Genomic DNA, 23,405 nt, shown 5'->3' on the forward strand with positions numbered 1-23,405 from the left:
AGGCCTGTGCTTAGGCGGCAGTCGCGAACGCGTCCTCACCCAGCGCCATCAGGCTGTCGCTGCCAGCTTCGAGCTTGCGGCGCAGGGCGCCTGCGTCGGGCAGGTAGCGATCCATGTAGTAGCGCGCGGTGGCGAGCTTCTGTTCGTAGAACGCTTTCTCGTCGCCGGCACTGCCGACCTTGGCGGCGGCAACCTTGGCCATCTTCAGCCACATCAGGCCGAGCGTCACAATGCCCATGATGTGCATGTAGTGGTGAGCGCCAGCGCCGAGGTGGTTCGGGTTCTGCATCGCATTGTTCATGAACCACATGGTCGCGGCCTGCTGCTGGCCGAGAGCCTTTTCGAGCTGCTCAGCCATGTCTTTCAGTTCGTCGACTTCCTTCGCAGCGGCGATCTCGTCACCGACATGCTTGAAGAAGGCCTGCACTGCCGCGCCGCCCTTCTGGGCGAGCTTGCGGCCGCAAAGGTCCATGGCCTGAACGCCGTTGGTGCCTTCATAGATCTGGGCAATACGGGCATCGCGGACGAACTGGCTCATGCCCCATTCCTCGATGTAGCCGTGGCCGCCGAAGACCTGCTGCATGTTGGTTGCGACTTCATAGCCCTTGTCGGTGCCGTAGCCCTTGATGACCGGGGTCATCAGGCCGAGCAGGAGGTCTGCCTGCTCACGCTCTTCCTCGGTCTGCGCCTTGTGCGTCAGGTCGACCAGCAGGCCGCCCCACAGGGCGAGCGCGCGCATGGATTCGGTGAATGCCTTGGCGTCCATCAGCATGCGGCGAACGTCAGGGTGGACGAAGATCGGATCGGCCTGTGCCTCGGGCTCCGCCGGACCGGTCAGCGCGCGGCCCTGACGGCGGTCGAGCGCATAGGCGACGGCGTTCTGGTAGGCGACTTCGGCCTGGCTGAGGCCCTGGATGCCGACGCCGAGGCGCGCGGCGTTCATCATGATGAACATGGCGGCGAGACCCTTGTTCTCCTCGCCGACCATCCAGCCCTTGGCGCCGTCATAGTTGAGCACGCATGTCGAGTTGCCGTGGATGCCCATCTTGTGTTCGATCGAGCCGCACATCACGCCATTGCGCTCACCAGGAGTGCCATCCTCGTTCACGATGAACTTCGGCACGACGAAGAGCGAGATGCCCTTCGTGCTGTCGGGCGCACCCGGCGTCTTGGCGAGGACGAGGTGAATGATGTTCTCGCTCATGTCGTGTTCGCCGGCCGAGATGAAAATCTTCGTACCGGTGATCGCGTAGCTGCCGTCAGACTGCGGCTCGGCCTTGGTGCGGATCATGCCAAGATCGGTGCCGCAATGCGGCTCGGTCAGGTTCATGGTGCCGGTCCATTCGCCCGAGACCATCTTCGGCAGGTACATGGCCTTCTGTTCGTCCGAACCCTTGGCGACCAGCGCGGAGATCGCGCCATTGGTGAGACCGGGATACATGCCGAAAGCCTGGTTCGCGCTGGAGATGAATTCTTCCATCACGAAGCCGAGAACGTGCGGCATGCCCTGTCCGCCGAACTCTTCCGAATGGGCCAACGTGCCCCAGCCCGCTTCACGGAACTGGTCGAAAGCTTCCTTGAATCCCGGAGGCGTCGTCACCGAGCCATCGTCATTGCGTACGCAGCCATGCTCGTCGCCAACGCGATTGAGCGGTGCGAGAACCTCGGCGCAGAACTTGCCGCCTTCGTTGATGACCGCATCGGTCACATCGTCGGTCGCCATTTCGAAACCGGGAAGGTTGCTGTAATTCGCGAGCTCAAGGACTTCATTGATGATGAAGCGCGTGTCACGGGTGGGAGCGGTATAGGTGGGCATTACATGTCCTTGGAGAGAGTGTCGTTAAGGCGGCAACTCGCCGGGGAGGGTTTTGGTTCAGTCGAGCTGGTCTTCGACGAGCGAGATGAACTCCGACAGTTCCTTGATCGAACTGTCGATGTCCGCACGCTGCGCCTTGAGCTTGGCGACGTGTTTCCTGCATTTCTCGAGGGTAACGCGGCGCTGTTCGGCCCGGCCGTCGTCGAGATCGTAGAGATCAATCATCTCACGGATTTCGGTAAGCGAGAAGCCGACATTCTTGGCGCGCATGATCCATGCAAGACGCGCACGATCGCGCTTGGAATAGATACGCGTCAAACCCACACGCGACGGGGCAATCAGCCCTTCGTCTTCGTAGAAGCGCAGCGCACGCGCCGTGCAACCGAACTCGCTGGTCAGGTCCGAGATCGAAAACTGTTCGCGTTCAAGCTTGTCGGGCCGGTCGAGATGCGCGCCGGCGTGGCGGCGATCCTTATCGGCGTTTGGAAGCGGCTGATTCATACCGCTTCCATAGTGCAACGTTTACGTAAGCGTCAAGACTTGACGGGTTGGAGAATGCCGTCTTCCAGCCTGCGATAGAAACAGCTGGTCGCGCCCGTATGACAGGTGGGACCGGCAGGCCGGCAGCGCAGAACGATCGCATCCTGGTCGCAGTCTACGAGCATTTCTTCCACCTTCAGGACGTTCCCCGAGCTCTCACCCTTCTTCCACAGTTTCCCGCGCGACCGCGAATGGAAGTGCGCCTCACCCGTCTGCTGCGTCGCGGAGAGCGCCTCCTGGTCCATGAAGGCCACCATCAGGACAGCACCGGTTTCGGCATCGGTGACGACGGCACTCAGCAGGCCCTTGTCGTCGAACTTCGGCATGAACTGCGTGCCGGTTTCGCGATCGGATTGCGTCTCGGACAATGTTGGCTCCGGTTTTTGTATATTTACGACATCTTGTTGCAGGATAACCACAAGCGGGTCTCGAAATCGAACATAGGGCCACAAGGCTGTTGGAGGAATGCCCGATTTGGGAGAGAACGCTCTCACAGGTCATGTGAGGCCTGTCCACCGGAACATGTGGTGCCGAAGAGTGCCAGGTTCAGGGGGTCCCGGGTCCGCAGCCGCATGGGGGTTTAAGTGCGGCGCACCCGGTAACGATGAGGGATAGGGCCTGGTGCTAGCTGGGGGGCAAGCACCAACGTCGCAAGACAGGTCCGGTGAATTTCGTCACGTGGCGCCCGGGGTCTTCGGACTCCGGGCGTTTCGTTTATGCGGCGTGGTCCAGAGCTTCGTCAAGGACTCTCGCAAAGCACGCGATCACGACTGACTTGGCCCCTGCTCTCTTGAGCGCCTTCACACATGCCGTGCTTGTTGCACCGCTCGTCAGCACGTCATCGACCAAGAGGATGTGCCTCCCTTTGACAACCGGTCTGGCAACTTCGATTGCACCTGCAAGGACCTTGGCCCGCGCCTTCGCTCCCATTCCGCCGAGGCTCGGAGTCCGTTTCGTCCGCTTCAGTCCATCGACGAGAAGTTCGCCACAGCCGATCTTTTCCAGCTCACGCGCGAGCAATGCCGCCTGGTTGAAACCTCTCTGCCACTGACGCCAGCGGTGCAATGGCACCAGAATGATCAATCGCTCTTCGTCACTTTCAGGAAGGCGCGCGCTGATCATGCGAGCCAGCAAGGGCGCCAGCGCAATCCTCTTGCCATGCTTGAATGCGAGCACAAGCTTGCGTGACGTGTCGGTATACAGCGTGCCCGCCGCGATACCGTCGTGCGCCGGCGGGGACCCAAGACATGGAGCGCAGATCGCATCCCCTTGGGGACCGCTTTCCCCGAACGGACGCTGGCAGCTTGAACAACTCGGATCACCGGGAATAGCGAGGCCCGACCAGCACACCGCGCAAAGCCCTCCATGTTCGCCCACTCCGTCGCCGCAGGCTGGGCACCTTGGTGGGTAAACGAGATCGATGAGCGGGGCGATTCCCTCCCCGATGGTCCGGCGCAGTTTGGTTACTCTCCCCACAAGGTCTTGCTGCACCGCTTGCAAGGTCGATGCAAGCACGGCAGGTCCCGCCGCATGGATTCGCAGGCCCCTCCCCGCATCTTCAGTCGCAACCGTCGCCGTGCTGGACTACGCCGCGCGCTGGTTCGCCAGTCACAGCGCGATGCGGCGCGTTACGTCCTTCAGGACATGGTCGACGATGTGCTCGACCGGCTCGAATTCATGCGCTTCGAACCGGCTCGCGTTCTCGTGATCGGGGACTGGACAGATACGCTCGCGCTATCACTGCGCGGACGCGGGTCCGATGTTGTCGAGGGAAGCGTGAGCACGATCGATGAGGAATTGCCGCTCGACGGCGCTCCCTTCGATTTGATCGTAAGCCTTGCCTCGCTGGACCGCGTCAATGACCTTCCGGGTGCACTGCTCCACATGCGGAGCGCGCTGGCGGACGATGGCATCATGATCGCCAGCATTATCGGTGCCGGAAGCCTTGCGAACCTGCGCCGCGCGATGATCGCGGCGGAGCCCGACAGGCCTGCGGCGCGCATGCATCCGCTGGTCGACAATTCGGCCGCTTCGGCCCTGATGCAGCGCGCCCTGTTCAAGCGGCAGGTGGTCGACAGTCACAGCCTCGAGGTTTCCTTCGGCTCGCTCGACAGGCTGGTGTCCGACCTGCGGGATCAGGGGCTTGGATCGAGCCTTTCCAATCCCGCTCCGCCGTTGGGCAAAGCCGCTTTGGAACGGGCCAGAAGTGCTTTCCTGACGGCCGCCAATGCGCAGGATCGAGTGATCGAAACCTTCGAGGTTCTTACACTAACCGGCTGGAAGAACTAGCGAAGGCTGGCCTGCGCAGCTGCAAGCCGGGCGATCGGCACGCGGTAGGGCGAAGCGCTGACGTAATCGAGCCCGGTCTTTTCGCAGAAGGCGATACTTGCCGGATCGCCGCCATGCTCTCCGCAAATGCCGAGCTTGATGCCGTCGCGCGTCTTGCGTCCGCGTTCGGCAGCCAGTTCGACCAGCTGACCTACCCCATCGACATCGAGACTGACGAAGGGATCGCGGGCGAAGATGCCCTTGTCGACATAGTCAGTCAGGAAGCGGCCCGCATCGTCGCGACTGACGCCAAGCGTCGTCTGCGTGAGGTCATTCGTACCGAAGCTGAAGAACTCGCCCACTTCGGCAATTTCGCCGGCCATCAGCGCAGCGCGCGGTAGCTCGATCATCGTGCCGACGAGGTATTCGACCTTGCAGCCCGACGCATCGAAAACTTCGCCAGCGACACGGTCGACGACCGCCTTGAGCAGTTCGAGTTCCTTGCGCGTCGCCACCAGCGGAATCATCACTTCGGGCACCGGAGCTTCGCCACTGCTCTTGGCGACCTCGCAAGCCGCTTCGAAGATCGCGCGGGCCTGCATTTCGTAAATCTCGGGATAGGTGATGCCGAGACGGCAACCTCGATGGCCGAGCATCGGGTTGAATTCGTGCAACTCGCCAGCGCGGCGCTTCAATTGCTCGATGCTCTTGCCCGTCGCCGTAGCCAGTTCCTCGAACTCGGCATCGCCATGCGGCAGGAACTCGTGGAGCGGCGGGTCGAGCAGTCGGATCGTGCACGGAAGGCCCGTCATCACCTCGAAGATCTTCACGAAATCGGCGCGCTGCTCGGGCAGCAGTTTGGCGAGCGCCTCGCGGCGCCCAGCTTCGTTATCGGCCAGGATCATCTGGCGCACGGCGCTGATGCGGTCGGCATCGAAGAACATGTGCTCGGTTCGGCAGAGGCCGATGCCCTCGGCACCGAACTGGCGCGCCATGCGGCAGTCGTTTTCGGTCTCCGCATTGGTGCGAACGCGCATGCGGCGATGCTTATCGGCCCATTCCATCAGTGTACCGAAGTCGCCCGCGAGTTCGGGTTCGATCGTCGCAACTTCGCCAGCCATGACTTGGCCGTTCGCGCCGTCGATGGTGATCGTGTCGCCTTCCTTCAGCTCGCGATTGCCAATGGTGAGCGTGCGGCCCTCGCGCGCGATCGAGACCTGTGAAGCGCCCGAAACGCAGGGACGCCCCATCCCGCGCGCAACCACTGCTGCGTGGCTGGTCATGCCACCACGCGCGGTAAGGATGCCGGTCGCTGCGTGCATGCCGTGAATGTCTTCGGGGCTGGTTTCGACGCGGACGAGGATGACCTTCTCGCCGCGGTTCGCCCACAGTTCCGCCGTGTCGGCATCGAGTACGATCTTGCCGCTGGCCGCACCGGGCGATGCAGGCAGGCCGGTTGTCATGACATCGCGCGGCGCCTCGGGATCGAGCGTCGGGTGGAGCAGCTGGTCCAAGGCCATGGGATCGACACGCAGGATCGCGGTCCGCTCGTCGATCAAGCCCTCTCCTACCATGTCGACCGCCAGCTTGAGCGCGGCCTTGGCCGTGCGCTTGCCGCTGCGCGTCTGCAGGAGCCAGAGCTTGCCCTGCTGCACGGTGAACTCGATGTCCTGCATATCGGTGTAATGCTTTTCGAGCAGGTCGAAGAGGTGGGCCAGCTCCGCAAATGCCTCAGGCATGGCTTCCTCCATGCTCGGCTTGTCGGCGCCGGCGGCCTCGCGCGCAGCCTTCGTCAGGTACTGCGGCGTGCGGATGCCCGCGACCACGTCCTCGCCCTGCGCATTGACCAGCCATTCGCCGTAATAGGCCTTCTCGCCGGTAGAGGGATCGCGGGTGAAGGCCACGCCGGTCGCGCTGGTGTCGCCCATATTGCCGAAGACCATCGCTTGCACGTTGACGGCAGTACCCATGTCGTGCGGAATGTCGTTGAGGCGGCGATAGACCTTGGCGCGCTCGGTATCCCAGCTATCGAAGACCGCGCTGATCGCGCCCCAGAGCTGTTCGACCGGGTCCTGCGGGAACGGCTTGCCCAGCTCCTGCTCGACGATGGACTTGTACTCGGCGACGAGCGTCTTCCACTCTTCGGCGCTCAGCTCGGTGTCGGCGTAATAGCCGTTGTCTTCCTTGGCGATTTCGAGCGCTTCCTCGAACAGCCCGTGATCCACGCCGAGCACGACATCGCCATACATCTGGATGAAGCGGCGGTAGCTGTCCCAGGCGAAACGCTCGTCGCCGCTGGTCTTCGCAAGTCCTTCGACCGTTTCGTCATTGAGGCCGAGGTTGAGGACGGTGTCCATCATGCCCGGCATCGAGATCGCCGCGCCCGAACGCACCGAGACGAGCAGCGGGTCCGACGCATCGCCGAAGTCCTTGCCGACGGTCTTCTCGACGTGCTTCAGCGCCTCGGCGACATCGCTGCGCAGCTTGTCGCTGAAGTCGCTGCCGCCAGCGAGGTACTTGAGGCATTCCTCCGTCGCGATGGTGAAACCCGGAGGAACCGGAAGGCCGATGCTTGCCATCTCGGCAAGGTTCGCGCCCTTGCCGCCGGTGACGGTCTTGTCCTTCTGCCGTGCATTCGAATGCGGAGCATCGCCGCCGAAGGTGAAGACCGTGTCGTTACTCATCAACGCAATTCCTACAGCTTGGAACGCTTGGAACAGTGTCCAGGCGAAGTAATTTGGTCAGCCCTCGATCCGGCTGAAATCGGCGACTTTGTGCACTGCAGCACGAAAAGCTGCAAGCAGGTCGAGGCGATGTGCCCGCTTGTTTTCTTCTTCTGCATTTACCGTCACTTCATCGAAGAAACGGTCGATCGGTGCCCGAAGTGCGGCAAGCGCGGCCATAGCGCCGGAGAAGTCTTCCGCTTCAATGGCTTGCGAGGCTGCCGGTTCCGATTTTGCCAGAGCATCCATCAGCGCTTTTTCGGCAGGCTCTGCTTCGTAGGAAAGCTCTTTCGCGTGGCGCTCGGCCATCTTGGCTTCGACCACGGCGCGCATGTCGGGATCGTCGACCTGGCTCAGCGGGTCTTCCTCGCCGGTGCGGGCGATTTCGCCTTCGGCTCCGTGCCAGTCTTCCTTCTTGAGGATGTTGGCCGCGCGCTTGTAGCCTGCGAGCAGATTGGCGCCGTCTTCGGTGTCCATGAAGGACTGGAGCGCCTTCACGCGGGCGAGCAGGCGAACGAGATCATCTTCGCCCCCAAGCGCGAAGACTGCATCGATGAGATCGTGGCGAACGCCCGCCTCGCGCTGTTGCACCTTGAGGCGGTCGGCAAAGAAATCGAGGAGACCCAAATCTCCGGCCATTTTTTGTTCGGCATCGGCCATGATCGGACCCATACCTTTATCAAGTGCCTGTTCTTCCAGATCGAAAGTGGCATCATCTTCCAAATCGACGCCTACTCTTTCTAAGGCTTCATAAGCATCTTTGTTCACAGCCCGTACTTGAGCAAACATCATGCTCGTGATCGCGCCAGTCTTCGCCGCGCCCAAAACGTCGGAAAGATTGGTTCTAATGCTGTTGTTCAGAACCAACCGCAAAACACCCAATGCAGCTCTGCGGAGGGCAAAAGGATCCTTTGATCCTGTCGGCTTCTCATCGATCGCAAAGAATGCGGCCAGCGTATCCAGCTTGTCCGCCAAACTCACCGCCACCGTTAGCGGAGCAGTCGGTACTTGATCGCCCTGCCCGACCGGCTTGTAATGGTCGCGAATTGCATCGGCCACTGGATCGGGCAGTCCTTCGGCGCGGGCGTAGTAGCCACCCATAAGGCCCTGCAGTTCGGGAAACTCGCCAACCATTTCGGTGACGAGGTCGGCCTTGCAAAGTTCTGCGGCTTGTCGTGCAAGCTTCGGATCGCAGTTCGGGACGATACCCTCACTAGCTAACCATTCCGCCAACTTGGCCACACGCTCGACCTTGTCCGCGACGGTGCCCAGCTTCTCGTGGAAGGTAATCCGCTCCAGCCCCTTGGCGTGCTCGGCGAGCGTCTTCTTGCGGTCGACCTCCCAGAAGAAGCGTGCGTCGGACAGGCGCGCGGCGAGGACTTTGCGGTTTCCGTCGACCACGCGCGCGCCACCGTCTTCCGCCTCGATATTGGCGGTGCAGATGAAGGCGTTGGCGAGTTCGCCCGCCTCGTCTTCGCAGACAAAATACTTCTGGTTCACGCGCGCGGTGAGCTGGATCGTCTCGGGCGGCACTTCGAGAAAGTCTTCCTCGAACCGTCCGAGCAGCGGCACCGGCCATTCGGTGAGGCCGGCATTCTCGATGACCAGTCCTTCGTCCTCGACCAGCTTGAGTCCGGCTTCGGACGCGACCTTGGCGGCGCCCGAGCGGATCAGGTCCTGACGCTCTTCATGATCGACGATGACATGGCCTGCGCGAAGCTTCATCGCGTAGTCGTCGGCATTGCCGATGGTGATGTCGCCCGAATGGTGGAACCGGTGGCCGAGCGTGACCGAGCCGGAGGTGACGCCATGCACTTCGCATTCGACCACATCGTCGCCCAGCAGCGCGACGATGCCCGACAGCGGGCGAACCCAGCGCAGGCTCTCGGTGCTGATCGAGGCCGCGCCCCAGCGCATGGACTTGGGCCAGCTGAAATCCCGAATGATCGCAGGGATCGCTTCCGCGAGCAGGTCCTTGGTCGCACGACCGGGGACGTTCTTCACAGCGAAGTAGGTCGCCCTGCCCTTCACGTCGCGCGTTTCGAGTGCGCCCTTGTCGACGCCGGCCTTGCGGCAGAAACCTTCGATGGCCTGGTCGGGCGCTCCGACCGGAGGACCCTTCAGTTCTTCGCTGACAGCCTCGGTCGCTTCGGGAAGGCCGCGAGCGATCAGCGCAAGACGGCGCGGAGTAGACCAGACGGTGATCTCGCCCGCCGTGACACCGGCGGCATCCATCTCGCGTCGGAAAAGCTTTTCGAGTTCGGCGCGCGCACCCGCCTGCATGCGGGCGGGTATTTCTTCGCTGCGCAGTTCGAGGAGAAAGTCGCTCATTTCGACCACTCCGGATATTTCTCGGCCCACACGGGCGCTTCCTTTTCCATATGCGCTTCACAGCTTCCGCGGGCGAGGTCGCGGACGCGGCCCATGTAGCTGGCGCGTTCCTGCACGCTGATCACGCCGCGCGCTTGCAGCAGGTTGAAGATGTGGCTGGCCTCCACTGCCTGCTCGTAAGCGGCGATGGGGACGTTGTGCTCGAGCGCGTTCCTGCACTCAGCCTCGGCCTTGTTGAACAGGTCGAACAGCGCATCCGTCTCGGCGACCTCGAAGTTCCACTTCGACATCTGCTTCTCGTTCTCGAGGAAGACATCGCCATAGGTGACGCCCTGCCCGTTGAAGTCGAGGTCGTAGACGTTGTCGACGCCCTGGATGTACATGGCGAGGCGTTCGAGGCCATAGGTCAGCTCGCCTGCGACCGGCTTGCAGTCGAAGCCGCCCATCTGCTGGAAATAGGTGAACTGGGTGACTTCCATCCCGTCGCACCAGACTTCCCAGCCAAGGCCCCACGCGCCCAGCGTCGGGCTTTCCCAGTCGTCTTCCACGAAGCGGATATCGTGCTTCAACGGATCGATGCCGATAACGCGCAGGCTTTCCAGATACAGGTCCTGGATGTTCGCCGGGCTCGGCTTCAGGATCACCTGGTACTGGTAGTAGTGCTGCAGGCGGTTCGGGTTCTCGCCATAGCGGCCGTCGGTCGGGCGGCGGCAGGGCTGCACGAAGGCAGCATTCCACGGCTCCGGCCCCAGCGCGCGCAGCGTGGTGGCGGTGTGGAAGGTGCCCGCGCCCATACGCATGTCGTAGGGCTGCAGGATGAGGCACCCGTTCGCGCTCCAGAAATCGTGGAGCGCAAGGATCATGTCCTGAAAGGATTTTTGCGGATTACGGTCCATGGAGCGGCGCAATGGCGCAAGGGCGAAAACGGGTCAATGCCGCAATGCAGCGACAATTGCGCTTACCGGTCAGCGTGCTTATGGTCGGCGTAAGTATTTGAAGGGGTCCAATGAAGAATTCACCGTTCGTGGTAGCGCTGTCGGCAATGTTGCTTGCGCCGATGCCAAGCCATGCCTGGGCGCAGGACAATAACTTTGTCGAAGCGCCGCAGAAAAAGAAGTCGATCCGCAATGCCGGGATCGAAACTCCCTACACAGCCCGCAGACCCGACCCCGTCGTTCAGGATTACGAACCTGCGCCGGCAATCTGGCTGCTGGAAGACGCAGACACCAAGATCTATATGTTCGGCACGATCCACGTGCTTCCCGAAGGCTTTGAATGGCGCAACGGGGTGTTCGACCGGATTGTTGGCGAAGTCGACGAACTGGTGGTGGAAACCAGCGACGCCGATTCCGATGCGGGCATGCAGACATTCTTCGCCGAGTTGATGGCCGATGCCGACACGAGGACGCCCACGTCACAGCGGCTCACGCCGGAATCCGGCGAGAAATGGCTCAAGCTGGGCCGGCTCGCCGGCATCCCGCATGACCAGTTCGACCTGACACCTCCCCTCCTCGCCATGTTCGGTGCTGGCCTCGAGATGATGGAGGCGCAGGGGTCGGAACATGAATACGGCGTCGAGACCGTGCTGGAGGCGGAATTTGCCGAGGCCGGAAAGCCGATCGGGTCGATCGAGGATTCGCTCGAAGTCCTGCGTTCGCTCCTCGCAATCGACGAAGACCTGCTCCTGAAGGAACTCGAAGAAGACCTCGCCGCATGGGATGGCGAAACGATCGACACGCTCGGCGTGGAAGAAGAGGAAAGCGACGAGCCTGCCGAAACCATCGATCCTTTCCAGGGCGAGCACGACTGGGCGCAGGGCGAAACTTCGGAGCTCGCCGAGCTCGGCTTTGGCGACACAGAATTCGGGCTCGAACTCGAACGGGTGTTGCTGGAAAACCGCAATGCGAAATGGACCGTGTGGCTTGAAGACCGGCTCGACCGCCCAGGCTCCATCCTTCTGGCCGTGGGCGCCGCGCATCTTGCAGGCGATGTTTCCGTCCAGTCGATGCTCAGCGAGCGCGGTTTCGAGGTGAAACGAATCCAGTAATTCGAACACCCTGACACTGCCCGGATCCAAATCTCGTAAAACCTTCCGGTACGCGCGTTACAGGTCTACCTTTCGAAAGGACTCAAGATGAAAGCCAAGCATTTTCTCCGCGCGACTGCCGCCGGTCTCACCCTCTTCGCACTGCAGGCATGTTCCTCGCTGCCCGACGAAGGTGCGGTGGCCTCTGTCGCCGAAGAAGCGGCTGCCGAACTTGCGGCAGAGAAAGGCCCTGCGCTCTGGAAGGTCGCGGACGAAGATACGACGATCTATATCTTCGGCACCGTCCACGCCCTGCCTGCAGACGTGGACTGGTACAGCGGCCCGGTCAAAACTGCGCTCGACAGCAGCGGCTCGCTCGTCACCGAGGTCGACATGACCCCCGAGGTCATTGCGGCAATGGGCCAGACGATCGCCGCCAAGGGGATGTTCAGCGATGGCCAGACGCTGCGCGGAGTAATGACCGACGAGCAGAAGGCAAAGTTCGAGGCCGGCATCGCCAAGCTGGGCATTCCCGCCGAAGCCCTCGATCCGCTCGAACCGTGGTTCGCAGCCATCAACATCGCCCAGATCCTGCTGCAATCGGCGGGCTATGACGGCCAGAACGGCGTCGAAAAGGTATTGGAGGCAACCATACCCGAAGGCACCGAGCGCGTGGCTCTGGAAACAGTCGAGTTCCAGCTGTCGATCTTCGACGAACTGCCGATGGAAAACCAGATCGCCTTCCTCTTGCAGACGGTCGAGGACCCGCAGGCCGGCATCGCAATGCTTGACCGTATCATCGCCGAGTGGGCCGAGGGTGATACCGAGGAACTGGGCAAGATGCTGCAGGAAGCCAATGCGTCCGATCCGCTCGTCACCGCCCGATTGTTCCACCAGCGCAATGCCAATTGGGCAGGTTGGATCGACGAGCGTCTCGACACGCCGGGTACCGCTTTCATGGCAGTGGGGGCAGGACACCTCGCCGGCGAGAACAGCGTGCAGGATTATCTCGGCGAACGCGGCATAAGCGTGAGCCGCGTCCAGTAGCACTTGCATTGCCGCGGTGGCTTGGCAGAGAGGAAGCGTGACCGCACGCTTCCTCTTCCTGTTTCTGGCCCCTTTCCTGATCGCCTCGTGCGACAGTCCCGAGGAGCCCTCAGCAGTATCGCTCGCACAGGGCTATCCTGCTCTCTGGCAGGTCGAGAACGAGGATGGAGAGACCGAAGGCTGGCTCTACGGGACCATCCACGCCCTTCCCGCCGATGTTTCCTGGCGCTCTGCAGAGTTCGAGAAGGTCGCCGGACAGGCAGACTTCCTCGTGGTCGAGGCGGCCGACCTCAACGACACCGCCGGACTGGCAGCCCTCTTCGAAAGTATCTCGGCCGACGAGCCGCCGCAGCAAGGACTGGTCGCCCGCCTCGACCCCGCCCTGCGCGAACCCTTTGTGGAATTCGCCGACGAGAAGGACCTTTCCATCGCGGCACTCGACCGGCTGGAAAGCTGGGCCGCTGCGCTGGCGATTGCGCAGGCAGCAAGTACCGGAGACACGCAAAACGGTGTCGATCGGCTCCTGATCGACGAGTTCGCCGACGAGCCCATCGGTGAGCTGGAAGGAGCCGAAAAGCAGCTCGGCATCTTCGATGATCTGCCGGAATCCGAACAGCGTGACCTGCTCAACGCCGTGGTGGAAGAGGCAACGCTTGGCGACGAGGGCAATCAGGCGTTGGCGATTGCATGGAAGAGCGGCGATCTCGACACGCTCGAAGCGCGCAGCCGCCAAGGGATGCTGGGCGATCCCAAACTGCGCGAGGCGCTGCTCGTCGCGCGCAACCGCTACTGGGCCGCGCAGCTCGACCTGCTGCTGGCGCAAGAGAAGCGCCCACTGATCGCGGTGGGCGCCGCGCATCTCGTCGGGCCGGACGGCCTTCCGGCATTCCTCGAAGCTCGCGGCTACACGGTACGCCGCATCCAGTAGGCGTCCGCGCAACGGGGCGCTTGCTTTTCACCACGGTCACGCTATAGGCGCGCGCTTCGGCGTCATGGTCATCCCTGGAGGCGTGGCGGACCGAGTATATCAAACGCATTCGAAAGGTAAGCGACATGAGCGACGCTCTGACACTTCCGGCCGAGACGCGCGAACGGGCTGGCAAGGGAGCCTCCCGTGCACTGCGTCGCGAAGGCCGTGTCCCCGCCGTGATCTATGGCGGCAAGGAAGAACCCATCACGATCCACGTGGAAGCCAAGGAACTGGTTCGCCAGCTCGGCACCGGCCACTTCATGAACTCGATCGTCACGATCGAACTGGGTGGCAAGAAGATCAAGACTCTCCCCAAGGACGTGTCGCTTCACCCCGTCTCCGACCGCCCCGAGCATGTCGACTTCTTCCGCCTCGCAAAGGGCGGCAAGATCGAAGTCCATGTTCCGGTCGTCTTCATCAACGAAGAAGCCTCGCCGGGCCTCAAGAAGGGCGGCGTGCTGAACGTTGTCCGTCACGAACTCGACCTCGTTTGCGAAAACGACAAGATCCCGGGCGAAATCGAAATCGACGTGACCGGCAAGGAAGTCGGCGATTCGATCCACATCAGCGAAGTCACGCTGCCGGAAGGTGCCGAAAGCGCCATCACCGACCGCGACTTCACCATCGCGACCCTCGTTGCTCCGTCGGCGCTCAAGAAGAGCGAAGGCGCTGAAGGCGAAGGCGAAGAAGAAGTACCGGCAGACGGTGTCGCTGCGACCGAACAGGGTCCGGACGCTGACGCTGCTGAAGAGCAGGAAGAAAAGAGCGAAGACTAATTCGCACTTTCCGCTCGGAAATCACCAAGGCGCCGGTCTCGCAAGAGGCCGGCGTTCTTGTTTGTGCCCCGACCTCCGTCGGGACATCCTCGCTAGGCGTGCAGCAAGCTGCACCCGCTGCGGGCGGTCGCCCTTGCCGGGCCTCCGCCGGCCCGGTTCTTGGTCACGGCAGTCAAAGCGCGACCGCGCGCCGCCGCTTATGCGGCGAAGCCAAGCGACGCAGGCGCGTCGCGCCCGGCGCTTGAGGGGCACGCGCAGCGTGCTAAGGGACAAAAATGCAGATCTGGACAGGCCTTGGAAATCCCGGACCGCAATATGCGATGCACCGGCACAATATCGGCTTCATCGTGTGCGATACGATTGCCGAGATGCACGGCTTCGGCCCGGTGCAGAAGAAGTTCTCCGGCTGGGTGCAGGAAGGCCGGATCGGTAACGAGAAGATCGTCCTGCTGAAGCCGGCGACTTTCATGAACGAAAGCGGCCGCGCCGTCGGTGAAGCGATGCGCTTCTACAAGCTCGACATCGAGGATCTTACCGTCTTCCATGACGAGCTCGATCTCGCACCGTTCAAGGTGAAGGTCCGGCGTGGTGGCGGACTTGCGGGACATAATGGCCTGCGCTCCATCAATCAGCACCTCGGCCCCGACTTTCGCCGCGTGCGGATCGGCATCGGCCATCCCGGTAGCAAGGACCGTGTCACCGGCCATGTCCTCGGCAACTACGCCAAGAGCGAGATGGATGATCTTGCCGGTATGCTCGGAGCAATCGGCGCAGAGGCTGAATGGCTAGCCAAGGGAGACGACGCGCGCTTCATGAACGATGTCGCGCTGCGCATGCAGGAATGATGTGCTAGGGCCTCCTGCAAAGAGGAGACCCACATGCCCCAGATCAATCGCCGCAGCCTGCTCGCCGGAGCCGCTGCCACCGGAGTTGTCGCGGTCGCAGCCCGCGCCGCGCAGGACGACATGATGACGCCGCCTGCCGATATGTCCGGCAAGAGCGTGCTGATCACGGGGTGTTCTTCCGGCTTCGGCAGGTTGATGGCAGAGGACTTCGCGCGCAAGGGTGCAAAGGTTTTCGCCACGATGCGGAACCTCCCCCGCCCCCAGGCCGACGAACTGCGCAAGCTAGCAGAAGCTGAATCGCTCGATCTTCACGTCATCGAGATCGACGTCACCAGCGACGAACAGGTCGCCGCAGGTGTCGCCGGGGCTGAACGGATTGCGGGCGGCGCGATCGATGTGCTGGTCAACAATGCGGGCATCTCGACCGCAGGTCCGATCGAGGTTCAGGACATGGAAGCGACCAAGCTCCTGTTCGATACCAATGTCTACGGCCCGCACCGACTCGCGCGCGCCGTATTGCCCGGCATGCGTGCGGCAAAGTCGGGCCAGATTGTTAATGTTACATCCCAGCTCGGGCGCGTCATGGTGCCGGGTTTCGGCCAATACTCGCCCACGAAGTTCGCACTCGAGGCCATGAGCGAGCAAATGGCTTACGAGCTGGTACCTCACAATATCGACGTCACGATCATCGAGCCGGGCGGTTACCCGACCAAGATCTGGGACAATGCCAACCGGCTTACCATGGGACTCCTCGAACGCGCCGATGAAAGGCATCTTGCAGGCTATCCCGCGATGATAGACCAACTGCGCCAGCGCGGCGCAGGCGGCGGAGATACCGATCCGATGGATGTGCCCAATGCCATCGCGGCGATCATCGCGATGCCTCCGGGCACACGGCCGTTGCGCAAGCCAGTCCACCCCGGCCCCAAGCCACAGGTCCCGATCAACGAGGTCAGCGCCAAGGTGCAGGTCGGCTGGCTTGGCGAATCTCCCTATGGCCCCCTGATCAAGGCGGTCCACAACGTCTGATCCTCTGGCAATCTTGCGCGCGCATCGCTAAGGGCGCGGCCAAGCACATTATTTCCGGAGTAATCGATGGGTTTCCGTTGCGGGATCGTCGGCCTGCCGAATGTCGGCAAGTCCACCCTTTTCAATGCATTGACCGAAACGCAGGCTGCACAGGCCGCGAACTATCCGTTCTGCACGATCGAACCGAACGTGGGCCAGGTTTCCGTACCTGACGAACGTCTCGACAAGATTGCCGCGATCGCGGGGTCGGCCAAGATCATCCCGACGCAGCTCGCCTTCGTCGACATCGCGGGCCTCGTTAAGGGCGCAAGCCAGGGCGAAGGCCTCGGCAACCAGTTCCTCGGCAACATCCGCGAGGTGGATGCAATCGTCCACGTGCTGCGCTGCTTCGAGGACGACGACATCCAGCACGTCGCCAACAAGGTCGATCCGATCACCGATGCCGAAGTGGTCGAAACCGAGCTGATGCTGTCGGACCTCGAAAGCCTCGAAAAGCGCGTTCCCGCAGCGGAGAAACGCGCGACGGCGGGTGACAAGGAATCCAAGATCATCGCCAGTGTCCTCGGACAGGCACTTCAGCTGCTGCGTGACGGCAAGCCCGCCCGCCTCACCGAACCGAATGACGAGGAAGAAGCTCGCGTCCTGCGACAGGCACAGCTGCTCACCGCCAAGCCGGTCCTCTACGTCTGCAACGTCGGCGAAGAAGACGCTGCCAAGGGCAATGCATTCTCGGAGCTCGTCTTCAAGAAGGCCGAAGCCGAAGGCGCACAGGCAGTCGTCGTTTCGGCGGCCATCGAAAGCGAGCTGGTCGCGATGGATGCCGAAGATCGCGCGGAATATCTCGCCGAACTGGGTCTGGAAGAAAGCGGCCTCAGCCGTGTGATCAAGGCGGGCTACAAGCTGCTCGGCCTCAACACCTTCTTCACCGCCGGCCCCAAGGAAGCCCGCGCATGGACCTTCCCCGAAGGTGCGAAAGCTCCGCAGGCGGCAGGCGAGATTCACACCGATTTCGAACGCGGCTTCATCCGTGCCGAGACCATCGCATACGACGACTTCGTTGCCTTGGGCGGCGAAAGCGGCGCGCGCGAAGCGGGCAAGCTGCGCCAGGAAGGCAAGGAATACCTTGTGCAGGACGGCGACGTGATGCTGTTCAAGTTCAACGTCTGATCCCGGCAGGAAGGCCAGCAATGAAAAAACTCGTCACCGCGCTCGCCCTAGCAGCGGCAGTTACGCTTCCGGCATGTGCACCGCAGGTCGAAAGTGCCTCGGCCACCATGCAGGCGGAAGAACGCGAACCGGTGACGATCCTCGTGTCGATCGACGGGTTCCATCCCACATATCTCGATCGCGGTATCACGCCGGCGCTTTCGGAAATCGCGGATGACGGCGTGCGCGCAGCGATGCGGCCGTCCTTCCCGACCAAGACTTTCCCCAACCACTGGACGCTGGTGACGGGCCTCGTCCCCGACCACCACGGCATCACTGCCAACCGGATGGAAGACAAGGGCAAGCCCGCAGAGCCGTTCACCATGGCGACGGTCGATCCCTACTGGTGGAACGAGGCCAAGCCCGTCTGGGTCGAAGCCGAAGAAGCCGGCATTCGCAGCGCCGCCATGTTCTGGCCCGGCTCTGCCGTTCCCTGGGGTGGCACCGCTGTGCGTTATGGGCCGGTGACGGACGGAATCCTGCCGAGCGACTGGCAGCAATTCTCGATGCAGGTGTCCAATACGCAGCGCGTGAACTCGGTGCTCGACTGGCTGCGCCGTCCGGCGGAAATCCGCCCCGAATTCCTGACGCTCTATTTCGATACGGTCGACAGCGCCGGTCACGATGGCGGCCCTGCGGGTGAAGAAATCGACGCAGCGCTGCGCGATGTCGACAGCCATATCGCCATGCTGGTCGATGGGCTTGAGGCGCTGGGCCAGCCCGCCAATCTCGTCATCGTGTCGGATCACGGCATGGCCCCGACCAGTTCGGAGCGCGTCATCGCTCTCGACGAACTGTTCGACAGCTCGCTTTACCGGCTGGTCGAAGCTGGTGCCTACGCGACCTTCGAACCGGCCGAAGGTATGGAAGACGTATTCCGCGATGCTATCCTTGCAGATCATGACAACATGACTTGCTGGGCGAAGGAAAACATCCCGGCGCGCTACAACTACGGAACGCACGAGCGCATTCCGCCCTACTTCTGCCTCCCGGAAACCGGCTGGACGATCACGCGATCTGCATCGAATGCGAGCTGGACCGGCGGCAACCACGGCTACGACAAATTCGCGCCGGAGATGGAAGCCATCTTCATCGCGAACGGCCCGGCTTTCCGGCAGGGAACGAGTGTTCCGATTTTCGATAACACCGACGTCGCACCGCTCCTGCGCCACCTCGTGGGCCTGCCCCAGGCCGAGAGGGCCGACGGCTCCATCGATGCGCTCGTTCCGGCCCTTTCTTCAAGCGATTGATAGGTAAGGCGGAACGCTTACCCCTCCCCTGCCGTTAGGCTTGCAAACAAGGGGAGTATTCCGGTGGTAGACAAGTCCGAAAAGTTCAATTGGCTGGTGCGCGTAGGCTATTTCAGCCGCGCGATCCTGTATTTCGTCCTCGGTCTGATCGCGCTGACCAGCGCCGACAAGATCGCGGAAGGAACGAACGGGATTTTCCGGGCCATCAAGGACTATCCTGCCGGCACGGCGATCCTCTGGATCATGGTGATCGGTCTGGTCGCCTATGCCCTCTTCCGCTTCTGTTCCCCCCTGTTCGATATCGAAAACAATGGTTCGGATACCAAGGGCTGGGGCAAGCGTATCGGCCATGCCGGTAGCGGGATTGCTCATATCGTTCTCGCTTACTCCGCGTACAAGTTCGCCACGAGCGGCTCGGGTTCTTCGGGCGGCTCGGGCGGTGGCGGAGCGCAGGAGGCTGCTTCCGGCGTCCTTTCGATGGACTTTGGCGGCATCGTGCTGGGCATCCTCGGCATCGCCTTCTTCCTCGCGGCCGTCTTCCAGGCGAAGAAGGGTATCACCGGCGAGTTCATGAACCGTATCAGCGCCCAGGCCCCGTCCTCGACGCGCTGGCTCGGCGTCGCAGGCTATCTGGCCCGCGCAGTGGTCTACACGGTGATCGGCTGGTCGCTGTTCAAGGCAGGCTTCATGTCGAGTGGTGCTAGCGAAGTGAAGACGCTCGGCGATGCCGTAGCGAGCCTCGCTGGCGAAGGCTTCATCTTCACGCTGACCGCGATCGGCCTCATGCTGTTCGGGCTCTTCAGCCTCGTTCTCGCGCGCTACAGGATCATCCCCGATCTCGACGAAAGCGCGGGCGTGCCCTCTTTCCGGGCTTGATCTTGAATTATACCCTAGGGGGGTATATTTCGGCGCGATGACAAAGACAGCACAGCTTTACCGCATGGTGATGGACAAGCACGTCTGTCCTTACGGCATCAAATCGAAGTGGTTGCTCAAGCGCGAAGGCTTCAAGGTGGAAGACAACCACCTCACCACGCGCGAGATGACCGATGCCTTCAAGGAAGGTCACGGTGTGCAAACCACGCCGCAGACCTTCATCGACGGCGAACGGATCGGCGGGTACACCGATCTGCGCAAGCACTTCGGTTATGACAAGAGCAAGCAGGGCGGCAAGAGCTACACGCCCGTGCTTGCCGTCTTCGCGGTCGGTGCTGCACTTGCCATAGCTCTCAGCTTTTTCGTCTACGACGTGCCCTTCACCATCCGCACGGGCGAATGGTTCGTGGCGTTTTCGATGGCGATGCTCGCCATGCTGAAGCTGCAGGATGTCGAACAATTCTCGAGCATGTTCGTGGGATACGACCTACTCGGCAGGCGCTGGGTTCCATACGCTTATGCCTATCCATTCCTGGAGGCGACGGCAGCGGTGCTCATGGCGGGACGCATCCTGCCATGGCTATCGATACCGATTGCCCTCTTCATCGGGACGGTTGGCGCTATCAGCGTATTCTACGCGGTCTACATCCAGAAGCGCGACATCAAGTGTGCTTGCGTGGGAGGCAGCGGGAATGTCCCGCTCGGCTTCGTCTCGCTGACAGAAAACCTCGCCATGGTCGGCATGGGCATTTGGATGTTGCTTCGCCCTGCCCTGTGAGCCATCAGACGGGCTATGAAGTTCTACGAAGACATCGAAGTCGGAACCAAAAACGCTTTCGGCCGGTACGAGGTCACTCGCGAAGAGGTGATCGATTTCGCCTCCAAGTATGACCCCCAACCTTTCCATCTCGATGACGAGGCTGCCGCACAGACGCATTTTGGAAGGCTCTCGGCCAGCGGCTGGCATACGTGTTCGATGACCATGGCGATGATGGTCGAGAACATGAAGGACGAGAAATCGGCCGGTCTCGGATCGCCCGGAGTGGACAACCTGCGCTGGAAGAAGCCCGTCTATCCGGGCGATACGCTGCGCTGCGAGACCGAGATCATCGAAAAGCGCCGCAGCGCCTCGCGACCTGAAATGGGCATCTTCAAGAGCCTGATCCGCACATTCAACCAGAATGGCGACATGGTCCTTGAAATGGTCTCGAACGGGCTGATCCGCACGCGCGAACCGGGCGGCTCGGACTAGGTCAGGCGCCGCACTGGACGAGGCCATCAGCCTCGTAGACCATGCGGTCGCCTGCATCCCTCACGACAAGCGAACCGCGGTAATCGGTGGTCTCCATGCCGCTCTGCTCGCCGCCTGCCTCGTCGAGGTCGAGGATGAAGCTGTACTCCAGCCCGGTATATTTGCTGCGCGCCAGATAGGGCAGTTCGCGGCTTCCAGCATCGGCGGCAAAGCGCAGAAGGTCGCCGTCGCGAATGATGTAGCCCTCGTCCGCCATGGCGATCGCCACCGCGCCGAGTCCGCCGCCATCAGGGGCAAAACTGCAACCGGCGCCGAACAAGCCGTACTTCTCGATTTCCCGGTAGCGAATGGGTTCCGGCTCGAACTGTTCTACCGGCGGTTGCTGGTTAGCCTCGACTTCAGCCACGGCATCCTCGCGCTCCGCCTCGGAAAGGGGATCGGTGCAGCCCACAACAAGCAGAGAGAGGGCAACTGCAATCGCGCGCATCAGTGTCTCCCGAAAAGCTTTTCGACGTCTTCCATCGAGAGTTTAACCCACGTGGGCCGTCCATGGTTGCACTGGCCCGAGCGCGGAGTGCGTTCCATCTCGCGAAGCAGCGCATTCATTTCGTCGACGCGCAGCACGCGCCCTGCCCTGACCGAGCCGTGGCAGGCCATGGTGGCGAGGACCAGGTCGAGCTTCTCGCCTAGGTGTAGCGCTTCGCCGTTGAGCGCGAGATCGTCGTCGATATCGCGCAGGAGCTTTTCCGGATCGGTCCGCGCGATGGCATGCGGCAGGCTGCGAACCAGCATGGCCGAGGGGCCAAAGCGCTCGATGGCGAGACCGTGCTTCGCCAGTGTGTCGGCAGCTTCCTCGAGCCTATCGCAGCTGGTCTCGTCCAGTTCGACGACCTCCGGAATCAGCAAGGCCTGGCTGCGCGCCACGGCTTCTTCGGCACCGGCGGCCTTCAGTCGTTCAAGGACAAGTCGCTCATGCGCTGCATGCTGGTCGACAAGGACCAGACCGTCCTTCGCTTCGGCCACGATATAGGTGTTGGCAACCTGGCCGCGGGCCACGCCGAGGGGGAAGTCCTGCGTTTCTTCGGCGACCGGCGCAGCTTCCTCTGCGCGTCCCTGGGGAGCGGCCATGACCCCGCCTTCCGCACCGCGCCACTGCTGAACCGGCTCGGACACGCGCGTTTGCGGGGCGGACCAGTCGCGGCCCTCAAAGATCGATCGAAGCGCTGGCGCAGGTTCGTCGCGCACGGGCTCCTGCTGCCAGCGCGACATGGCGCTCGCGTCGGGAGATTGTGCGCTCCTGCGGTCTCCTGTCGCCAAGGCCTGCCTGAGGCCGGACACGATGAAACCGCGCACGCCCTGCGCATCGCGAAACCGCACCTCGGTCTTCGCCGGATGGACGTTCACATCCACGTCCTCTGGCGGAATCTCGAGGAAGAGTGCGAGGACGGCGTGGCGGTCGCGCGCCAGCATATCGGCATAAGCACCGCGCACCGCGCCGGTCAGCAGGCGATCCTTCACAGGGCGCCCGTTGACGAAGAGGTACTGGTGATCGGCGATGCCGCGATTGTAGGTCGGCAGGCCGGCAATGCCTGTCAGGCGCATAGCCCCACGATCAAGGTCGATCGCGACCCCATTTTCCTTGAGCTCGCGCGCAACGACCTGCGCAACGCGGTTCGCCAGTCCCTCCCCGCCTTGCAGGCCGAGAATACGCCTGTCTCCGTGATCCAGCGTGATCGCAACATCGGGCCGCGCCATTGCGAGGCGCTTCACTACATCGACGCAGGCCGCATACTCGCTGCGCGGTGTACGCAGGAACTTTCGGCGCGCGGGTATCTTGCCGAAAAGATTCTCCACCCTCACCCGTGTTCCGGGCGGCAGGGCAGCCGGTCCTTCGGAAACCAGCTCGCCATGATCGACGACGCGCTTCCAGCCATCGTCCGCACCGCATGGACGGCTCTCAAGGGTGAACCGCGCGACGCTGGCAATGCTGGGCAGCGCCTCGCCACGAAAGCCGAGAGTGGCGACCTGTTCGATAGCTTCGTCGGGCAGTTTCGAAGTGGCGTGGCGTTCGAGCGCGAGTGCCATTTCTTCGGGTGTCATCCCGCAGCCGTCATCGGTCACTTCGAGACTCGTGAGTCCGCCTTCGACCAGCTTGATCGCGATCCGCGTTGCCCCCGCGTCGATCGCGTTTTCGACCAGCTCCTTGAGTGCCGAAGAGGGACGCTCAACCACCTCGCCGGCAGCGATGCGATTGACGAGATTATCGGGCAGTCGACGAATTTGTGGCATGGATTTTCCGGTATAGCGGCGAAGTGCCGGAAATCCGAGACAATGCGTGTCGCTTTCCCCCGCAGCTTTTACGGAAATTTTTGGCTTTCGGAGCGTAATATAGCTAAAGCACCGCCACCGCTTCCCCCCGGGCGCGCGCACGCGGCGTGATTCACCCTTTG

General features: G+C 62.2%; 21 protein-coding genes and 1 pseudogene. 12 read left to right on the plus strand and 10 right to left on the minus strand.

All coding sequences use genetic code 11. The annotated features are described in order from the left end of the window. Window positions 1–10 precede the first annotated feature (10 nt). From K3165_RS01910 to K3165_RS14145, 5 genes and pseudogenes are all read right to left on the minus strand, one after another. Window positions 11–1,816, minus strand: coding sequence for an acyl-CoA dehydrogenase C-terminal domain-containing protein (locus K3165_RS01910; protein WP_221547180.1), 1,806 nt, complete (start codon window positions 1,814–1,816; stop codon window positions 11–13). 57 nt (window positions 1,817–1,873) lie between these two features. Continuing rightward, the gene (locus tag K3165_RS01915) at window positions 1,874–2,317 is read right to left on the minus strand and encodes a MerR family transcriptional regulator (protein WP_221547181.1); all 444 of its coding nucleotides are present in this window, start codon (window positions 2,315–2,317) and stop codon (window positions 1,874–1,876) included. 32 nt (window positions 2,318–2,349) lie between these two features. Then, the gene (gene hisI / locus K3165_RS01920; RefSeq protein ID WP_425594400.1) at window positions 2,350–2,682 is read right to left on the minus strand and encodes a phosphoribosyl-AMP cyclohydrolase; all 333 of its coding nucleotides are present in this window, start codon (window positions 2,680–2,682) and stop codon (window positions 2,350–2,352) included. A 388-nt stretch (window positions 2,683–3,070) separates the two neighbouring features. After that, entirely contained in the window at window positions 3,071–3,478 is a 408-nt protein-coding gene (locus tag K3165_RS14140) for a ComF family protein (RefSeq protein WP_345720711.1), read from the minus strand. 180 nt (window positions 3,479–3,658) lie between these two features. Then, window positions 3,659–3,871 (minus strand): annotated as a pseudogene (locus tag K3165_RS14145) (double zinc ribbon domain-containing protein); the annotation flags it as partial. 15 nt (window positions 3,872–3,886) lie between these two features. On the opposite strand from K3165_RS14145, the gene K3165_RS01930 reads away from it, so the two are divergent. Continuing rightward, entirely contained in the window at window positions 3,887–4,645 is a 759-nt protein-coding gene (locus tag K3165_RS01930; protein ID WP_221547183.1) for a methyltransferase domain-containing protein, read from the plus strand. Here K3165_RS01930 and ppdK read toward each other — a convergent pair. Genes ppdK through K3165_RS01945 form a run of 3 tightly spaced genes read right to left on the minus strand, consistent with a single transcriptional unit; the run spans window position 4,642 to window position 10,574 of the window. Further along, window positions 4,642–7,308: a pyruvate, phosphate dikinase gene (gene ppdK, locus K3165_RS01935; RefSeq protein WP_221547184.1), complete on the minus strand. Its 2,667-nt coding sequence runs from the start codon at window positions 7,306–7,308 to the stop codon at window positions 4,642–4,644. The two genes, K3165_RS01930 and ppdK, sit on opposite strands and share 4 nt — an antisense overlap. 57 nt (window positions 7,309–7,365) lie before the next feature. After that, on the minus strand, window positions 7,366–9,678 hold the full coding sequence (gene glyS, locus K3165_RS01940; RefSeq protein ID WP_221547185.1) for a glycine--tRNA ligase subunit beta: 2,313 nt from the start codon (window positions 9,676–9,678) through the stop codon (window positions 7,366–7,368). Then, a complete protein-coding gene (locus tag K3165_RS01945; protein WP_221547186.1) occupies window positions 9,675–10,574 on the minus strand; it encodes a glycine--tRNA ligase subunit alpha in 900 nt (299 codons plus the stop codon). Before K3165_RS01945 ends, glyS begins: the two co-directional genes overlap by 4 nt. 110 nt (window positions 10,575–10,684) lie before the next feature. Here K3165_RS01945 and K3165_RS01950 point away from each other — a divergent pair, with 110 nt between their 5' ends. The 11 genes from K3165_RS01950 to K3165_RS02000 all read left to right on the plus strand — a co-directional run bounded on the left by K3165_RS01950 (window position 10,685) and on the right by K3165_RS02000 (window position 20,955). After that, on the plus strand, window positions 10,685–11,725 hold the full coding sequence (locus tag K3165_RS01950; protein ID WP_221547187.1) for a TraB/GumN family protein: 1,041 nt from the start codon (window positions 10,685–10,687) through the stop codon (window positions 11,723–11,725). Between the two features lie 87 nt (window positions 11,726–11,812). Next, window positions 11,813–12,751: a TraB/GumN family protein gene (locus tag K3165_RS01955; protein WP_221547188.1), complete on the plus strand. Its 939-nt coding sequence runs from the start codon at window positions 11,813–11,815 to the stop codon at window positions 12,749–12,751. A 37-nt stretch (window positions 12,752–12,788) separates the two neighbouring features. Beyond that, window positions 12,789–13,679, plus strand: a complete 891-nt coding sequence (locus tag K3165_RS01960) for a TraB/GumN family protein (protein WP_221547189.1) — start codon at window positions 12,789–12,791, stop codon at window positions 13,677–13,679. A 125-nt stretch (window positions 13,680–13,804) separates the two neighbouring features. Beyond that, window positions 13,805–14,497 (plus strand): 50S ribosomal protein L25/general stress protein Ctc, encoded by a 693-nt coding sequence (locus tag K3165_RS01965; protein ID WP_221547190.1) that lies wholly within the window; start codon window positions 13,805–13,807, stop codon window positions 14,495–14,497. Window positions 14,498–14,772: 275 nt separating this feature from the next. Beyond that, window positions 14,773–15,342, plus strand: a complete 570-nt coding sequence (gene pth / locus K3165_RS01970) for an aminoacyl-tRNA hydrolase (RefSeq protein WP_221547191.1) — start codon at window positions 14,773–14,775, stop codon at window positions 15,340–15,342. A 33-nt stretch (window positions 15,343–15,375) separates the two neighbouring features. Next, window positions 15,376–16,371: an SDR family oxidoreductase gene (locus K3165_RS01975; protein ID WP_221547192.1), complete on the plus strand. Its 996-nt coding sequence runs from the start codon at window positions 15,376–15,378 to the stop codon at window positions 16,369–16,371. A 66-nt stretch (window positions 16,372–16,437) separates the two neighbouring features. Next, complete coding sequence (gene ychF, locus K3165_RS01980; RefSeq protein WP_221431228.1) at window positions 16,438–17,538, plus strand: redox-regulated ATPase YchF; 1,101 nt, start codon at window positions 16,438–16,440, stop codon at window positions 17,536–17,538. A 20-nt stretch (window positions 17,539–17,558) separates the two neighbouring features. Then, window positions 17,559–18,827, plus strand: a complete 1,269-nt coding sequence (locus K3165_RS01985; protein ID WP_221547193.1) for an alkaline phosphatase family protein — start codon at window positions 17,559–17,561, stop codon at window positions 18,825–18,827. A 63-nt stretch (window positions 18,828–18,890) separates the two neighbouring features. After that, window positions 18,891–19,703, plus strand: a complete 813-nt coding sequence (locus tag K3165_RS01990; protein WP_221547194.1) for a DUF1206 domain-containing protein — start codon at window positions 18,891–18,893, stop codon at window positions 19,701–19,703. Between the two features lie 37 nt (window positions 19,704–19,740). Beyond that, on the plus strand, window positions 19,741–20,481 hold the full coding sequence (locus tag K3165_RS01995; protein ID WP_221547195.1) for a MauE/DoxX family redox-associated membrane protein: 741 nt from the start codon (window positions 19,741–19,743) through the stop codon (window positions 20,479–20,481). Window positions 20,482–20,496: 15 nt separating this feature from the next. Further along, entirely contained in the window at window positions 20,497–20,955 is a 459-nt protein-coding gene (locus K3165_RS02000; protein ID WP_221547196.1) for a MaoC family dehydratase, read from the plus strand. Between the two features lies 1 nt (window position 20,956). Here K3165_RS02000 and K3165_RS02005 read toward each other — a convergent pair whose 3' ends face one another. Together K3165_RS02005 and mutL are read right to left on the minus strand one after the other, a co-directional pair. Beyond that, window positions 20,957–21,442, minus strand: a complete 486-nt coding sequence (locus tag K3165_RS02005; protein ID WP_221547197.1) for a hypothetical protein — start codon at window positions 21,440–21,442, stop codon at window positions 20,957–20,959. Beyond that, the gene (gene mutL / locus K3165_RS02010; RefSeq protein WP_221547198.1) at window positions 21,442–23,244 is read right to left on the minus strand and encodes a DNA mismatch repair endonuclease MutL; all 1,803 of its coding nucleotides are present in this window, start codon (window positions 23,242–23,244) and stop codon (window positions 21,442–21,444) included. The genes K3165_RS02005 and mutL overlap by 1 nt, the downstream gene beginning before the upstream one ends. Window positions 23,245–23,405 lie beyond the last annotated feature (161 nt).

Source organism: Qipengyuania xiamenensis (assembly GCF_019711495.1).
In the GTDB taxonomy this organism is placed as follows: Bacteria; Pseudomonadota; Alphaproteobacteria; order Sphingomonadales; family Sphingomonadaceae; genus Qipengyuania; species Qipengyuania xiamenensis.

What these genes read in the sequence shown, in the direction of transcription:
- K3165_RS01910 (WP_221547180.1), bottom strand. Translation starts at nt 1,816, where the DNA reads ATGCCCACCTATACCGCTCCCACCCGTGACACGCGCTTCATCATCAAT.
- K3165_RS01915 (WP_221547181.1), bottom strand. Translation starts at nt 2,317, where the DNA reads ATGAATCAGCCGCTTCCAAACGCCGATAAGGATCGCCGCCACGCCGGC.
- hisI (WP_425594400.1), bottom strand. Translation starts at nt 2,682, where the DNA reads ATGCCGAAGTTCGACGACAAGGGCCTGCTGAGTGCCGTCGTCACCGAT.
- K3165_RS14140 (WP_345720711.1), bottom strand. Translation starts at nt 3,478, where the DNA reads ATGATCAGCGCGCGCCTTCCTGAAAGTGACGAAGAGCGATTGATCATT.
- K3165_RS01930 (WP_221547183.1), top strand. Translation starts at nt 3,887, where the DNA reads ATGGATTCGCAGGCCCCTCCCCGCATCTTCAGTCGCAACCGTCGCCGT.
- ppdK (WP_221547184.1), bottom strand. Translation starts at nt 7,308, where the DNA reads ATGAGTAACGACACGGTCTTCACCTTCGGCGGCGATGCTCCGCATTCG.
- glyS (WP_221547185.1), bottom strand. Translation starts at nt 9,678, where the DNA reads ATGAGCGACTTTCTCCTCGAACTGCGCAGCGAAGAAATACCCGCCCGC.
- K3165_RS01945 (WP_221547186.1), bottom strand. Translation starts at nt 10,574, where the DNA reads ATGGACCGTAATCCGCAAAAATCCTTTCAGGACATGATCCTTGCGCTC.
- K3165_RS01950 (WP_221547187.1), top strand. Translation starts at nt 10,685, where the DNA reads ATGAAGAATTCACCGTTCGTGGTAGCGCTGTCGGCAATGTTGCTTGCG.
- K3165_RS01955 (WP_221547188.1), top strand. Translation starts at nt 11,813, where the DNA reads ATGAAAGCCAAGCATTTTCTCCGCGCGACTGCCGCCGGTCTCACCCTC.
- K3165_RS01965 (WP_221547190.1), top strand. Translation starts at nt 13,805, where the DNA reads ATGAGCGACGCTCTGACACTTCCGGCCGAGACGCGCGAACGGGCTGGC.
- pth (WP_221547191.1), top strand. Translation starts at nt 14,773, where the DNA reads ATGCAGATCTGGACAGGCCTTGGAAATCCCGGACCGCAATATGCGATG.
- K3165_RS01975 (WP_221547192.1), top strand. Translation starts at nt 15,376, where the DNA reads ATGCCCCAGATCAATCGCCGCAGCCTGCTCGCCGGAGCCGCTGCCACC.
- ychF (WP_221431228.1), top strand. Translation starts at nt 16,438, where the DNA reads ATGGGTTTCCGTTGCGGGATCGTCGGCCTGCCGAATGTCGGCAAGTCC.
- K3165_RS01985 (WP_221547193.1), top strand. Translation starts at nt 17,559, where the DNA reads ATGAAAAAACTCGTCACCGCGCTCGCCCTAGCAGCGGCAGTTACGCTT.
- K3165_RS01995 (WP_221547195.1), top strand. Translation starts at nt 19,741, where the DNA reads ATGACAAAGACAGCACAGCTTTACCGCATGGTGATGGACAAGCACGTC.
- K3165_RS02000 (WP_221547196.1), top strand. Translation starts at nt 20,497, where the DNA reads ATGAAGTTCTACGAAGACATCGAAGTCGGAACCAAAAACGCTTTCGGC.
- K3165_RS02005 (WP_221547197.1), bottom strand. Translation starts at nt 21,442, where the DNA reads ATGCGCGCGATTGCAGTTGCCCTCTCTCTGCTTGTTGTGGGCTGCACC.
- mutL (WP_221547198.1), bottom strand. Translation starts at nt 23,244, where the DNA reads ATGCCACAAATTCGTCGACTGCCCGATAATCTCGTCAATCGCATCGCT.